Annotated in this window: 14 protein-coding genes; 2 read left to right on the top strand and 12 right to left on the bottom strand. The window is 37.9% G+C overall.

The window, feature by feature from the left end:
* Window positions 1-156 precede the first annotated feature (156 nt).
* Window positions 157-912: a DUF4397 domain-containing protein gene (locus AC1D0Y_RS01375; protein ID WP_014458542.1), complete on the top strand. Its 756-nt coding sequence runs from the start codon at window positions 157-159 to the stop codon at window positions 910-912.
* 31 nt (window positions 913-943) lie between these two features.
* On the opposite strand, the gene AC1D0Y_RS01380 is transcribed toward AC1D0Y_RS01375, so the two are convergent.
* From AC1D0Y_RS01380 to ilvA, 7 genes are all read right to left on the bottom strand, one after another.
* Window positions 944-1,516: a YpmS family protein gene (locus AC1D0Y_RS01380; protein WP_013058738.1), complete on the bottom strand. Its 573-nt coding sequence runs from the start codon at window positions 1,514-1,516 to the stop codon at window positions 944-946.
* 12 nt (window positions 1,517-1,528) lie between these two features.
* The gene (locus AC1D0Y_RS01385; RefSeq protein ID WP_028410895.1) at window positions 1,529-2,413 is read right to left on the bottom strand and encodes an SGNH/GDSL hydrolase family protein; all 885 of its coding nucleotides are present in this window, start codon (window positions 2,411-2,413) and stop codon (window positions 1,529-1,531) included.
* Between the two features lie 236 nt (window positions 2,414-2,649).
* Window positions 2,650-3,228: an SCO family protein gene (locus tag AC1D0Y_RS01390; RefSeq protein WP_028410894.1), complete on the bottom strand. Its 579-nt coding sequence runs from the start codon at window positions 3,226-3,228 to the stop codon at window positions 2,650-2,652.
* Between the two features lie 24 nt (window positions 3,229-3,252).
* Window positions 3,253-4,869, bottom strand: coding sequence for an ATP-binding protein (locus AC1D0Y_RS01395; protein ID WP_253351793.1), 1,617 nt, complete (start codon window positions 4,867-4,869; stop codon window positions 3,253-3,255).
* Window positions 4,870-5,019: 150 nt separating this feature from the next.
* Complete coding sequence (locus AC1D0Y_RS01400) at window positions 5,020-5,862, bottom strand: DegV family protein (protein WP_098249163.1); 843 nt, start codon at window positions 5,860-5,862, stop codon at window positions 5,020-5,022.
* Between the two features lie 171 nt (window positions 5,863-6,033).
* A complete protein-coding gene (locus AC1D0Y_RS01405) occupies window positions 6,034-6,285 on the bottom strand; it encodes a YpmP family protein (protein WP_013058743.1) in 252 nt (83 codons plus the stop codon).
* A 160-nt stretch (window positions 6,286-6,445) separates the two neighbouring features.
* Window positions 6,446-7,717: a threonine ammonia-lyase IlvA gene (ilvA, locus tag AC1D0Y_RS01410; RefSeq protein ID WP_013084697.1), complete on the bottom strand. Its 1,272-nt coding sequence runs from the start codon at window positions 7,715-7,717 to the stop codon at window positions 6,446-6,448.
* 231 nt (window positions 7,718-7,948) lie between these two features.
* Between ilvA and AC1D0Y_RS01415 the strand changes: the two genes are divergently transcribed.
* Window positions 7,949-8,167, top strand: a complete 219-nt coding sequence (locus AC1D0Y_RS01415) for a hypothetical protein (RefSeq protein ID WP_028410891.1) — start codon at window positions 7,949-7,951, stop codon at window positions 8,165-8,167.
* Between the two features lie 277 nt (window positions 8,168-8,444).
* On the opposite strand, the gene AC1D0Y_RS01420 is transcribed toward AC1D0Y_RS01415, so the two are convergent.
* The 5 genes from AC1D0Y_RS01420 to AC1D0Y_RS01440 all read right to left on the bottom strand — a co-directional run bounded on the left by AC1D0Y_RS01420 (window position 8,445) and on the right by AC1D0Y_RS01440 (window position 14,056).
* Window positions 8,445-8,930 carry a dihydrofolate reductase gene (locus tag AC1D0Y_RS01420; protein WP_050691566.1) on the bottom strand — a complete coding sequence of 162 codons (486 nt, stop codon included), beginning with the start codon at window positions 8,928-8,930 and terminating at the stop codon, window positions 8,445-8,447.
* On the bottom strand, window positions 8,927-9,721 hold the full coding sequence (locus AC1D0Y_RS01425) for a thymidylate synthase (RefSeq protein ID WP_013058746.1): 795 nt from the start codon (window positions 9,719-9,721) through the stop codon (window positions 8,927-8,929). Before AC1D0Y_RS01425 ends, AC1D0Y_RS01420 begins: the two co-directional genes overlap by 4 nt.
* Before the next feature lie 187 nt (window positions 9,722-9,908).
* Complete coding sequence (gene purU, locus AC1D0Y_RS01430) at window positions 9,909-10,811, bottom strand: formyltetrahydrofolate deformylase (protein ID WP_060746815.1); 903 nt, start codon at window positions 10,809-10,811, stop codon at window positions 9,909-9,911.
* A 285-nt stretch (window positions 10,812-11,096) separates the two neighbouring features.
* Window positions 11,097-12,902: an IucA/IucC family protein gene (locus AC1D0Y_RS01435; protein WP_477707305.1), complete on the bottom strand. Its 1,806-nt coding sequence runs from the start codon at window positions 12,900-12,902 to the stop codon at window positions 11,097-11,099.
* Window positions 12,899-14,056, bottom strand: a complete 1,158-nt coding sequence (locus tag AC1D0Y_RS01440; RefSeq protein ID WP_098249166.1) for an MFS transporter — start codon at window positions 14,054-14,056, stop codon at window positions 12,899-12,901. The genes AC1D0Y_RS01435 and AC1D0Y_RS01440 overlap by 4 nt, the downstream gene beginning before the upstream one ends.
* Window positions 14,057-14,058: the final 2 nt, after the last annotated feature.

Raw genomic sequence — 14,058 nt, forward strand, 5'->3', positions numbered from 1 at the left:
TTTGATTCAGTATATGCACATAGAGGGCATTTGGCTCATTGTTTCTTCTTGGAGGTCTCGGGAGTGATCAGTGATCGGCATAAATTATGAGTTTGAGCATATGTTTGGTTACGTATGGAAATGTTTTTATACTCCGACAATAAGGGAGCTGAACATATGGCTAATTATTCCTTTGATCAATATATTAAAAAAGCAATGAAATACGATTTTCTAGCTAACTACTATAAGTATAGTGATCCATCTAAGCATATTCATTATTATCAAAAGCATTTGTACTATATCCAGCAGGCCATCTTAACTTCTTCTGAAAATACGAATCTGCGCGTAAATCCGCCGCAAATTCGTATACTTCACGCTTCTCCAGATTCTCCATCTGTAGATATTTATATTAACAACAAACGAGTGATTCGCAATTTAACTTATAAACAAGAAACAGATTATATTGAATTACAAGAACCTGGAAGATATACAATTTCTATTTATCCCGCTGGAGAAACGGGAAGACCTGTTTTAACGGAATCATTTACATTTGAAGGAAACCAAAATTACACGGTAGCGGCGGTAGATGAGCTAAACAAGCTTGATTTATTATTTATCTATGACAATACGGATGTGCCAAGTGGAGAAACAAAGCTTCGATTTGTTCATCTTTCTCCTGATGCTCCTGCTGTGGATATTGCGGCTAGAGGCGGAGACGTCATTTTTTCTGGAGTGCAGTTTAAAGAAGTCACAAAATATTTGCCTTTGTCCCCCATGCATGTTCAACTTAGTGTGCGCATAGCAGGAACCAAAAATGTAGTACTCGAAATCCCGGCACTGAACCTTCGTCCGAATCGAACATATACGGTATATGCCGTCGGATTTGCTAAGAACCGTCCTGCATTAGAAGCACTGATTTCCCAAGATCGTTAACGAAAAAAACCTTCCAAATTGGAAGGTTTTTTTATTCACTGCGCGAAATTAAACGTACGCGAATATCATCATTTTTTAAATCAAACTTTTGTACTTTTACAGCAAAATCACTCTCTAACTTCATCTGCTGTAACGCTACGTATACTGATTCATTCTTTGGATCGATCGTTACCCATTCTGGTAGCGCAAAGTTATTATTTACGTATCGAAGAACTGTGCGGACAGGAAGCTGCAGCTTTCCAACAGAAAGCGACTGCTGTTCAAGCACAATATCTCCATTTTTTTGTACGATTGGATCAAATGTCATTCGAATATTAATATCATCGCCGAATACTTGAATCGTACCGTCTACTCTTACTACATCAGTAAGAGTAATTTTGTAGTTAAGCGGCTGATTCTTAAATTCTTTTTTTAAATATTTATCAATCAGTACATTTAAGTCGGCTTTTTTAGCCAAAATTGTTAGTTCTGCGTCTCCTTCTACTTTTTCAGAGGGAGTTGGATTGGCCTTGTCAACCGGTTGAAAAATAAACGCAATAATAAGGATAGCCCCTAGAACATTAATCCCTAATAACGCGATAAATAGGGTTTTCCACTTCTTCATATAACAATCTCCTTACTCGTTCCCACTCTCTTTCGTGTTTTTCTCTTTTTCATCAGATGTAACTTCTTCTGCTGTTTCCTTTTTCTGGTCTCCAACGAGAGGATCTTCTTCCTCCATTGATTTACTAATGCGTTCAGCCATTAGTTTGTACCCTTTTTTATTAGGGTGAAACTCGTCTTTCCCTAATAAATTTACGTCAGAATCATAAAAAATATCATCAATTTTTACATAACTTACATTATCATATTGAGAAGCAATTTTCTCGCTTGCCGCATTCCATTCATTAATAACAACATTAATTTCTTTCACATCACTTAACGATTTAAAGAATGGATTATAAAAACCGATTAAATAAATATGAGCATTAGGGTTCAGCTTACGTATACGTGAAAACACGTCATTTAGACGTTTTTCATATTTTGACTGCTGTGATTCAAACGTCTTAATTGAGATATTGTAAAAGTAATCTCTTACCACTTTCATCACGTCATTGCCGCCAATCGTCAAGAAAACGATGTCTGCTCTTGATACTTCAGCTGCTACTCCCGGCTGATTTAACCTCGCTAATAGCTGATCCGTCCGATTTCCTCTTTTACCTAGATTCTCTGTTCGTACATTTTGCACTTCATTTTGTTTAGAAAGGTATTTAGTTAAGTATGGTACATAACCGCCTTTTTTAGACTCATCTCCTACTCCTTCTGTTAATGAGTCACCAATGGCTACAATATCTAAATCTACAGGAAAAAATCCTTTCGGAATATGCTTTTTAGGTGTTAAATCCACTTCTTTCTGAACGGCTTCTTCTTTATTGTCCGTTGGCAAAAAAGTCGTCGTCGAACAGCTTGCTAACACCACCGCACTTATACTGCTTATCACTATACTTTTCCATTTTCTCATCATAACACCTACTAACTATGCTGTATTCTCGCTGTCACAAGCAATACTGCTTACCGCTCTGAATAACTATATCTTTATATCTTATCATACTATGTCAAGTTGATATTTTACTACGTTTCTTATATATAGTATATGTAAAAAAAAGGATAAGCATGTTTCTTTCATAAAAATATCCGCTAACACATCACTATAAAGATAGCTGTGTTTGACGGATAGTTTTGACGGATTTATAGCTCTTACTGAAGGGTTTTGATATCTTTTAACATATCTTCATAAGGAGGGTCAGTCACTCCCTGATAAGATTTTTGAACGACTCCATCTTTGTCAATTAGAAAAAAATCTGTACCGTGAATAACCTGCGGATTTTCTTGCGGCTTTTTCACAATCGTTTTAAATTGGTCCAGCGCAAACTTCTCAATTTCTGCTTGTTTATACCCCGTTAAGAAATCCCAATTCGAAAAATCAGCGCCAAATTTAGTCGCATAGTCCTTCATTTTTGGTGGAGTATCGACTTCAGGGTCTACGCTAAATGAAACAAAGCGAACATTCAGCCCTTCATCCTTGGCCATTTTTTGTAATTTAGCCATATGAGCCGTCATTGGGGGACATACGGTTTCGCAGCTTGTGAAGATAAAGTTAGCTATCCAGACGCTCCCTTTCAGCTGACTTAGCCCTACTTTCTTTTGATCTTGGTTAACGTAAGAAAAAGAGTCCATCTTCCAATTAAGCGGATTTTCTATTTTGGAACCACAGGCTGCTAACATCATACAACTAATGAACAGTAAAAAAAACAATTTATAAGACCAGCTTTTCATATGTTCCTCCTGCACGGTTAAAGTTTAGTCATAGCTAGGGAAAATCAAGGTAAACGTTGAACCTTTTCCTGGTATGCTTTCCACTTCAATTCTTCCATTCATTTGTTCGACCAGCTGATAAGAAACCATTAGACCAATCCCTGTTCCTTTTTCTTTTAAAGAATAAAACGCTGTTCCCAGCCGGTTCACTTGTTCACTGGTCATGCCTATACCAGTATCTTCAATTTGAATATGTACATGCCCTTCTCGCTTGTAAAGTCCTACTCGAAGCGTTCCTCCAGCTCTCATAGCTTCAATTCCATTTTTCATAATATTAAGCAGAACTTGATTCAATTCGTTTCGGCTGCCGCGAACATACATCTCTTCTTTTGCGTCTAATTCTATGAGTATATTGTTTGTTAACAAAGCATAAGAAGATAATAAGTCTACTAAGCTTGTAACACACTCTAAGCAGTTAATAAAACGATGCTGATGAACATCCGGCTTGGCTAAAGATAAATAGTCATGAATAATCGCTTCCGCTCTGTCCATTTCGTTAATCATAAGATGAATGTAACTTAATTCAGTGTTTGAAAGCTTTGTGTTATCTTGAAACAGCTGCAAAAACCCTTTTACCACCGTCATAGGATTTCGAATTTCATGCGCTACAGAAGCAGCTAATTGACCAATTGCATTCATTTTCTCTGCTCGCTGCAATTCCTTTTGCATCCTCGTTTTTTCCATAATAACTTCTAATTCATCAATCGCTTTAGCAATTCCATCTTTTGAATGACTGAAATTCGTTTCTACGTTCAGCTGTTCTTTTGTTGCTGACACTTGTTGAAAAAGCTGCTGAAGCCGCTCGGTCATTTCATTAAATCTTGTGTGTACATTCCCTAACTCAGAATCATTTTCATGTGTCAGCTTCACATCAAACTTCCCTTGACTTACTGCTTGAATTCCTTCTATTAATTCCCCTAGGGGCGACATTAATCGCCTTAGTCCCCAGTCTTGAATAACAATAATGAAGGTAAACAAAATCGTAAACGCAACGATCAAAGCCACAATTAAACGTTTTTGGTAGATATAGATAGCGCTTGCATCCATATCTACACCAAGAATAGCCACGACTTTTCCAGAGCTGTTTGTAATAGGCGATAAAACGGTTATCCACGTCCCGAATTCGTCTTTGTATGTAGATGTTACGATATTCTTCTTTTCTTGTTCTGCTTGCTTAAATGATTTGTAAAATTCTTCTCCTCCATAATAAATCATGGACGGCTCTAGTGATTGCTTAATTTTCTTATTCGCTGTTACGATAATCTTATTTCCATGCGACTTGAATTTTTCGGTCGTCATAATATATCCCTGCAAGTACGACGGATGCAATTCATAAATCTTTCTAAACTGCTTTTCTAGCTCGTCTTTTTCAGGAATCGTCCCGTTCCTTGAATCCACTGCTGCTATTACGTCTTGTTTAGATAAAGACTCCCTCCATAAATCAGCCATAATTAACGCGTGCTGCGTTAGTGTCTCTTTTGCCATCTTTTTTTGAACTTGATAGCTAATGGCTAAAGAAATGACTCCAAGGGCAACTACAATTAAAGTAGAAAATAAAACCGTTTTGTTAAACACACTCAAATTTCGAATATATTTTTTCATCGGTATACTCCGGATTCAAAAGAATAGTAACCAGCACAGCATTCGCTGGTAGAAAGTTGATTCTATTATATCATACGTTCGTCCACTTCTCTTTCCCCTTTTTCCAAAAAAGAGAAAACCAAAAAAGTGACTTGCAAAAAGCAACCCACTTTATTCAGCAAAATACATAAAACCAATTGCACCAATACCTGTATGCGTCGAGATAATAGGCGTCGTATCTTCAATTGAAAATTGCGTATAGCCCCTTGCCTTCACAATTGATTCTTTTAATTTAGAGGCGAGTCCAAATCCATCTGCATGTACTAGCCCTACTCCTTTAATACTTTTTCCTTCTGTATGCTCTTCGAACTGTTTTGTTAAAAACTTAACAACTTGAGAATGGCTGCGCACTTTAGCAACAGGAGTATATACTCCGTCAGCTAGAGAAGCAATCGGCTTAATATTTAAAAGAGAACCGATCAATCCTTTTCCTCGTCCAATACGTCCACCTTTAACCAAATTTTCAAGCGTATCAACTACGACAAAAAGATTCGTATTTTGACGCACCTCTTCCAAGCGCGTGACAATTTCTTCTACTGTATGCCCATCTTCAATCATTTTCACCGCTTCAAAGACTTGAAACGAAAGAGCTTTTGTAATGTACATAGAATCAACAACGGTGATGTTTCCTTCTACCATTTGAGCCGCGCTTTCAGCTGCTCGAACAGTTCCGCTCATTCCCCCAGTCATATGAATCGAAATGACGTCATACCCTTCACTAACTAATCGTTCATATACTTCAACAAAAGAACCAATAGCTGGCTGAGAGCTTTTCGGTAATTCTTTTGAATTTTTCATTTTTTCAATAAAATCTGTCGGCGTTAATTCCACGCGATCTAAATACGTTTCATTATCAATGTTAATACATAAAGGTATCATCTCAATACCGTACTTTTCAGCTTCTTCCAACGTTAAATCAATTGTTGAATCCGTTACCACTTTAATTTTCGCCATGTGTTCACCCCTATAAGATGCATTGCAGACTAGTATAACATGAACGCTTACAACAATATAGTTATAATAGAATGCAAGTTTTGCTAATTCATAAAACGCATCTTCAACCTTTTATATTAACAAAAAAAAAGTTGACTCTGCTGAAATATTCAGAAAAGTCAACTTTTACGTTTATGCATTATGTTTTAATACATGAGACTTAAAGAGCTGTTCGTAATCTTTCCATTTCAACACGCGTTTTAAATATTCTTGAAACGAGTAGGTTTGCTTCGGAACTGATTCGTTCGTGATTTGTCTAATAAATAAATCAAGTTTTGCAGATAACATGAACCGAAACGTGCTATTTTCCTCTAAAACTGGAATTTCAGTAATTTTTACTTTTTGACCACTGACATGTTTAAATTCAAGGCTTTTTAATAGCAAGGCGATCAACCCTCTTTTTACCCGTTTATTTTATTATAATGCTTGAGGCACTTTCTGTCTTGATAAAATAAAAAGAAAATACAAATATTTTTAAAATAAAAATGCTTCATCAACTTATTCGACAGTTGATGAAGCATTCCTTTTTAAAATGACCTTCTATTTAAATAAATAAGTGAAACAAGTTGCTTTCTTTATTAATTTCTGTATAAGGGAATCCTTTTTTATCCATACGATTAATCAGTGGATAATAATCTTCTTTATGCTTAAGCTCGATTCCTACGAGTGCTGGTCCACTGTCTTTGTTATTCTTTTTCGTATACTCAAAGCGCGAAATATCGTCTGTCGGTCCAAGCACTTCGTCTAGAAATTCACGAAGAGCTCCTGCGCGCTGAGGAAAATTAACGATAAAATAATGCTGTAATCCTTCATAAATCATCGAACGTTCTTTGATTTCTTGCATGCGTCCAATGTCATTGTTTCCTCCGCTGATGACGCAAACAACCGTTTTCCCTTTAATTTGCTCACGGTATGAGTCAAGAGCAGCAATCGAAAGAGCTCCTGCTGGTTCTGCTACAATCGCATTTTCATTGTATAGAGATAAAATGGTTGTACAAACCTTGCCTTCAGGAACAACTACAATATCGTCCACAAGTTCTTTACTGATGTCATACGGAAGCGTTCCAACTGTTTTAACAGCTGCTCCGTCTACAAATGGATCGATTGCCGGTAGCGTCACTACATTTCCATTTGCTAAAGATGTCTGCATGCCAGGCGCGCCTGCTGGTTCTACCCCAATCACAGCTGTTTGAGGCGAGATGCTTTTTACGTATGTGCCGACACCGGAAATTAATCCGCCCCCGCCGATACCCGCAAATACGTAGTCAATTTCATCTTCACAGTCATTGAACATTTCAACGGCTACTGTACCCTGTCCTGCAATAACGTCTACATCATTAAATGGGTGAATAAATGTTCGATGTTCCTCTTCACTGCACGCAATAGCTTGTTCATAAGAATCATCAAACGTATCTCCGATTAGTACGACCTTTACGTTATCTTTGCCTAAAAATTTCACTTGATTAATTTTTTGGCGCGGCGTTGTGCTCGGCATAAAGATTTTACCATCGATATTTAAATGACGGCACGCATATGCTACACCTTGTGCGTGGTTTCCTGCACTTGCACAGGCAATTCCATTTTCTAATTCTTCTGGGGATAACTTTTTGATTCGATTGTACGCACCACGAATTTTAAATGAGCGCACCACCTGTAAATCCTCACGTTTTAAATAGATATTACATTCATATCGTTCAGACAAAACGTCATTACGCTGTAGTGGTGTATGCACAACAACATCTTTAATCAATTGATTTGCAATCATGATGTCCTCTAAATGTACGTGTTTTGTTCGATTATCTACTTGTTGTTTCATAACCAACTTCCTTCCTCTTCTACCATTATTAATTTGTACATTATATCACAAAAAATTTAGAAAAATCATTATTTTTCATTAATAATAACTAAAAAAACTTTTCCAACTATTTTACTGTCCACATACTTTACATATGTTTAGCAAACGCTAAATAGACTTACAAAATTGCCCATACTTTCTACATGCAGCTGATGCGATAACAGGTATAAATCAAGAAAGGTTGTGGAATAAATGGAGTTTTCGCTTCAAAGTCATGAAAGTGCCGTTCCGTGCGAAATAGTTGCAGATGAAGAAAACGGTAGATACATGCTTCGCAAAGCAGATACGAGCGGAGAAGTTTTTAACACACCAAGCGAGCTGATTCAATGGATTGAAGCTAACTGGAGCTCTGAACAGTTTGTGAGCCCAGCGGCTTTCCACGAAATGATGAAGCAATTAAAATCAATATAAAAAGAGATTGAAACATAACGAAATCAATCTAAAGACGAATAAATGGAATATAGGTGCTAGCTAGTAGGGGGCGCTTGTTACACCGCAGTTGATTTCCATGCAAGGCTTCGCTTTCCGCGGGCGGGCGGTGAGCCTCCAATCACCTGCTAAAAGCACCTACATACATGAAATCTACCTTCACCCTCATAATGAAAAGATCCGAACGATTCAACGTTCGGATCTTTCTTCAACTGACATACTTTTGTACCAGGCTCGCGTTTTTTATAAACAAAAGCCATCAGCTTCGCTCGTATACGGTAAAATAATACGTGTAGGGATTTTTTTCATCTTTAATTCCTTGCTGCTTCGAAATAACTTTCCATTCGCTCAAATCAATCGCAGGAAAATGTGTATCTCCTTCAAAGGATTCTTCAATATGCGTAATATAAAGTCGGTTTGCAACGTCTAATGTTTGCTCATACAGAGTAGCTCCGCCAATCACGAAGAGCTCGTCTTCTTTTTCAGCATCTAATGCTTCTAGTTCCTCAACTGAATGAATAACGGTTGTTCCTTCTTGTTGATAATCTTTTTGACGCGTAAGAACCACATTTTCGCGATTAGGAAGCGGGCGCCCAATTGATTCAAATGTTTTTCTTCCCATTACAATCGTATGACTCGTTGTGATGCGCTTGAAATACTTTAAATCTTCAGGAAGACGCCATGGCAAATCATTTTCTTTACCGATCAGCCTGTTTTGATCCATTGCGACAATGAGGGAAATCATACGCTCACAGCTCCTTTGATGTGAGGATGCGCATTATAATCTACTAACTCAAAGTCTTCAAATTTAAAGTCAAAAATTGACTTTACGTCTGGATTGATTTTCATTTTTGGCAAAGCATGAGGCTCACGCGTTAACTGCAGGTTTACTTGTTCAATGTGATTGCTGTAAATATGCGCATCGCCAAACGTATGAACAAAATCACCTGGCTCTAAATCACACACTTGTGCCACCATCATTGTAAGCAGCGCATATGAAGCAATATTAAACGGTACGCCTAGGAAAATATCAGCTGAGCGCTGATACAATTGACAAGACAATTTGCCGTCCGCTACGTAAAACTGAAATAAGCAGTGACACGGCGGTAAAGCCATATTGTCTACATCAGACACATTCCAGGCGCTTACCATTAAGCGGCGAGAATCAGGGTTGTTTTTAATTTGATTGATAACATTTGTAATTTGATCAATTTTTTCTCCGTCCGGAGTTGGCCATGAACGCCACTGATGACCATACACAGGTCCAAGTTCCCCGTTTTCATCCGCCCATTCATTCCAAATGCGCACGCCGTTATCTTGTAAATACTTAACGTTTGTATCTCCTTGTAAAAACCAAAGCAGTTCATGAATAATTGATTTCAAATGAAGTTTTTTTGTCGTTAATACCGGGAAACCTTCTTGTAAATTAAAACGCATTTGATAGCCAAATGTGCTAATTGTACCTGTTCCTGTCCGATCTTCTTTTTTTGTTCCATTTGCTAACACATGCTCGCAAAGTTCAAGATATTGTTTCACTTCCGACACTTCCTTTATTAAAAAGTCCTTTTCTATTGTATAAGTGTTCACGAGCTAAGTAAACAACTAAATCTACGTTTACCATGACCATAAAAAAATCCGAACGAATTTCATTCTCTCTCAAGAATCTCGATTCATCGTTCGGATCTTCCTTCGGCTAAACTACTTTTTAATAGCCTAGTCTTTGTTAATTGAATACAATTGTGCGGTTTTCATGCACTAAAATGCGGTCTTCTAAATGCCATTTCACAGCACGTGCGAGCACCGTACGTTCAATTAAGCGGCCTTTTTTCTTTAAGTCATCCGCATCATCACGGTGGTTCACGCGTTCAATATCTTGTTCAATAATTGGTCCTTCATCCAAGTCGTCCGTTACATAGTGAGACGTAGCACCAATTAACTTTACACCTCGTTGATATGCGCGTTCATATGGACGTGCTCCAATGAATGCCGGTAAGAATGAATGGTGAATATTAATGATACGATACGGATTTTCAGCCACAAAAGTCGGCGTTAAAATTTGCATATAACGCGCCAAAATAATCACGTCAATATTATAATCTTTTAATACCTGCAGCTGTTTGGCTTCTGCTTCTTGGCGAATGTCTTTTGTCGCCGGTATATGCTTAAACGGTATACCAAATGATTCAACCACTTCGCGCGCATCTTCGTGATTGCTCACAACGACAGCGATGTCTGTCATCAAATCTCCGCTTTCCCATGCCCACAGCAGCTCTAGTAGACAATGAGGCTCTTTTGACACAAAAATAGCTGTTTTTTTCAAATTATGAGCATATGTAAACTGCCAGTTCATTGAGAACGTATCGGCAATTTTTTTGAAGCTTTCTTCTAGTTTTGTTTCTTTAGCTAATAAATCCTCACATTCAAATTCGAAACGGATAAAAAACATACCCCCTTCGTGGTTCGTTGAATGTTGACTTGATTCTACAATATTTGCACTGTGCTCATGTAAAAACGTAGACACAGCGGCTACAATACCCGGTTTGTCTGGACAGCTAATTAGCAGCCGACCTCGATTTTTATATTTCTCTTTATATGAAGTTAAATGTTTTTGAATATGCGATTTCATGTAATTCCCTCTCTTTTTTTAAATATACAGACAATTGTACCATTATCCTTGTAGCGATGCGACATTGAAATAGTGCTTTGACAAAAGAAAGCCGAAACGTTGGCTTCGGCTTGTGTATTTGTTGTTCTAACATCTACTACATCAAATCGTTTATTCACTCACTTTTATATTCTACACATACATAAAATGAGTGTTTCCTAAAGTGCTGCAGCTCATCCCCTTCGTTTCCTGCTTTTGAATTAACCATAAAAAAGCCGCTAGCACAATACCAGCGGCTTTTCCTTATTATTGCACAGCTTTTTCACTCACTTCATGCAAGGCATTTCGTACCTTGCCATATTCGCTTGCGTGAGGACGATCTCCGTCATCTTCGTATCCGTAATCAAACATTCGATTTCGATTTAACGTTAATTTCGTAATGGTCGGACGTAATAAATCAAACAGTTCAAATCGTTTTTTTAAATGTGGAAATGATGCTTGATAATGTAAAATTTCTGCTCGTACACTTTTCCAAAAGTCCGCTTCTTCTACGCCTTCATGCTCTTCTAAAATAGTTGCTAAATAGCGGAAGTGACAAACAAATAACCCTGTTAAAATAAACTGCGTCAGTCCTTCCGGTTCTTCGCTGCGCAGCACTTCTTTTAATTCAAAAGATAGCTGCTGCAGTTCTTCAAACGGCTGATCGCTAATATTCACGTCATCTACAAAATCTTTCATAATAATTCGAACGGGCTTGTTATGTTTGAGAACTAATACCGTATTTTGACCGTGCGGGGAAAATACAGTACCGTATTGATACAAGTAATGAAGAAGCGGCGGCAACACAGCGCTGGTTAACGCATCGATCCACTCGGCAGGAGTTAAGTCCGACTTTTCTATATACGACGAAACTAAAGCTTTCCCTTTACTGTCAACATGTAAAAGCGCAGCTAGCGTAATCGCATACTCTCCTTCTTCTAACTCTTGATAGATGCTTTCACGCCAAACGACTCCCAGCATTTCTAAATACTGATAAGGCGCGTTTTTAATAGAAGCAAACGTTGGCTGAGTTACGTTTAACGTAGCCACTTCACCTAAAAGTCCTACTTTGCACGTATCTTTTAAAAACGCATCGCGATCTCGTATGCCTTTTATGTGCTTAGTTACTTGAGGAGCAATTACCGTCCGCTCACTTGGAAGGCCTCTGTACACAAGCGTATTTAATATACTCATGGGAAGCTTTACATGATATTTATCTCGATTTGTTGTATTCACAAATGTACGAATCGACTGCTGAGGCAAGTATTGATCTTCACCTTCTCCTAACGGAACAATTAAGTTATTTGCAATGTATTCAGCGAATAAAGAAACAATCACGTTCATCCACTGCCATTCATGGACGGGAATATAGTAATAGTCGGCTGCTAAAAGGTCTTGGCTTGTTAATTCTTTTTCGAATTCAGCTAGCTTCTCGCCGCTTAGCTCCTGCTTCATAACATCATCAAAGCCGAGGGTATCTAATGAATGAAACGAAGCAATTTGCTTCGCTACAGCAATCCATGAAAGCTGAATTTTTTGTTTTTGCTCAGGTGCAAACCGCAGATAATCATCATAGCCAAATCCGATGCGGCCTTTGTTATATGTAATCCAAGGATGTCCCATCATTTCACCTTCTAGCTCTGCATAATCCATATCTGCTAATTCATCAGCTGATTTTCGTTTTTGCAAATGCACGTCTGCTATTAATGTATGAAAATATTCTTTTGCTAAGTGGCCTGCGGTTGAGCTAGACATTCCTTTGTCTTCAGATAGGCTAATTAACAGCTGCAAGGCCTCAGAAAATGTAGGGGTTGACGTTTTAGATGTCAGCTTAATACTTTCTGGCAGTACGGAAAAACTGTCAAACAATCGCTGTTTCGCTTGATATGTATACGTAACACCCCGGTGGTCTTCCCACTGGTAGGTGGAAATCTCCCCCTGCTTTTGCAGTTCCTTCGGTGCGATAATATGTTCATACATAAATTCCTGCAGCATTTTAGCTAAAAGCTGTCGATTTGCTTTTTCCCATGATTGCTTATTAAATACGGAAAGATTCGTTTGTTTGATTTTCATCCTTCATTCTCCTTTACTTGTCTTAGAATAGGGATTGTTTTATTACGCAGCGGCATTACAGCGCTAGCAGCTAGCAAAGCAGCGGCACCAGCTGCCAAAGGAAGCGCCAAATTCACTTTGCTGATTTCTAGTGCTAAAAGCGGTGCAATCAGCAGGGCAATATTTTGAACAGCAATAAGCCAGCTGTAATAGTAAGCAGCTCCTTCTTTGCTTTTTTGAAATAAATAGATATCAAGTATAACCATGCTGAGATAAAATCCGGCTCCATATAAAATTCGACTTATAATAAACATGCTGAGATGATCGGCATATGCTTGCAAACATAGCAGTAAAGCACTAGCACCCGTTACGCCATAAAAAAGCGGTATAACTTTGCCATTAAATAGCTTTGTAGGTACCGTAAGCTTTAAGATGATCGCCATAATGCTCGGCATCACATATAACAAAGCGCTGCCTTGACTGCTCATGCCATATGTGTCACTTGTAAACAATGTAAAATAAGGGCGAATGACATTGTGTCCAAGGTGAAAAAAGAAAATAGCCAGCAAATAGAAAAAAATAGGCTCGTTTATACTTTGAATGTATGCTGGTGTTTTTTCTTTTTTTAAAGATGAAGCTTTTCTTGTTATAAGCCATAAGGCCAGTACCATATCAGCTAAAGCAAAGTACTGATATACTTTAAGCGGCATTTCCCAAGCAATAATTGTACTTCCAAACAAGCTAGCGACAATAATAGCCGTATGAACAATAAATACATAGGTTGTTGCAGCACTTGCCTTTTTCTGTCCATTTTTCATGCCGCCTACTAAATATGGGTACAAAAGATATAAACTGCTTTGAAACACAAGTAATACTAACGAAGCGGCTAAAAATCCATAAAAAGTAGAAACTTCGCTCAGAATGACTTTAATTAAGGCTGTCATTAGAAGTGACGCTACGGTTATATGTTTTACTTTCCACTTCTTAAGCAGCATTCCCCATAAAGGAGTCATAACAATGACCACAATCCGGCAGCAAATAATAAAAAAAGACGTCATTGCAACTCCATCTACATGGAAAGCATTTGTAAAATATTGTGGATAAAATGGTGATAATAACACTTCCGACGTCATGGTCATAAACAAACAGATAAAAACAAAGCGCGGAGAAATCATCT

The sequence above is a fragment of the Priestia sp. P1_B12_1 genome, from assembly GCF_056406695.1.

Coding starts and splice junctions, on each gene's coding strand:
- AC1D0Y_RS01390 (WP_028410894.1), bottom strand. CDS start 3,228: ATGAAAAGCTGGTCTTATAAATTGTTTTTTTTACTGTTCATTAGTTGT.
- purU (WP_060746815.1), bottom strand. CDS start 10,811: ATGAAATCGCATATTCAAAAACATTTAACTTCATATAAAGAGAAATAT.
- AC1D0Y_RS01385 (WP_028410895.1), bottom strand. CDS start 2,413: ATGAGAAAATGGAAAAGTATAGTGATAAGCAGTATAAGTGCGGTGGTG.
- AC1D0Y_RS01440 (WP_098249166.1), bottom strand. CDS start 14,056: ATGATTTCTCCGCGCTTTGTTTTTATCTGTTTGTTTATGACCATGACG.
- ilvA (WP_013084697.1), bottom strand. CDS start 7,717: ATGAAACAACAAGTAGATAATCGAACAAAACACGTACATTTAGAGGAC.
- AC1D0Y_RS01415 (WP_028410891.1), top strand. CDS start 7,949: ATGGAGTTTTCGCTTCAAAGTCATGAAAGTGCCGTTCCGTGCGAAATA.
- AC1D0Y_RS01380 (WP_013058738.1), bottom strand. CDS start 1,516: ATGAAGAAGTGGAAAACCCTATTTATCGCGTTATTAGGGATTAATGTT.
- AC1D0Y_RS01435 (WP_477707305.1), bottom strand. CDS start 12,902: ATGAAAATCAAACAAACGAATCTTTCCGTATTTAATAAGCAATCATGG.
- AC1D0Y_RS01400 (WP_098249163.1), bottom strand. CDS start 5,862: ATGGCGAAAATTAAAGTGGTAACGGATTCAACAATTGATTTAACGTTG.
- AC1D0Y_RS01375 (WP_014458542.1), top strand. CDS start 157: ATGGCTAATTATTCCTTTGATCAATATATTAAAAAAGCAATGAAATAC.
- AC1D0Y_RS01420 (WP_050691566.1), bottom strand. CDS start 8,930: ATGATTTCCCTCATTGTCGCAATGGATCAAAACAGGCTGATCGGTAAA.
- AC1D0Y_RS01395 (WP_253351793.1), bottom strand. CDS start 4,869: ATGAAAAAATATATTCGAAATTTGAGTGTGTTTAACAAAACGGTTTTA.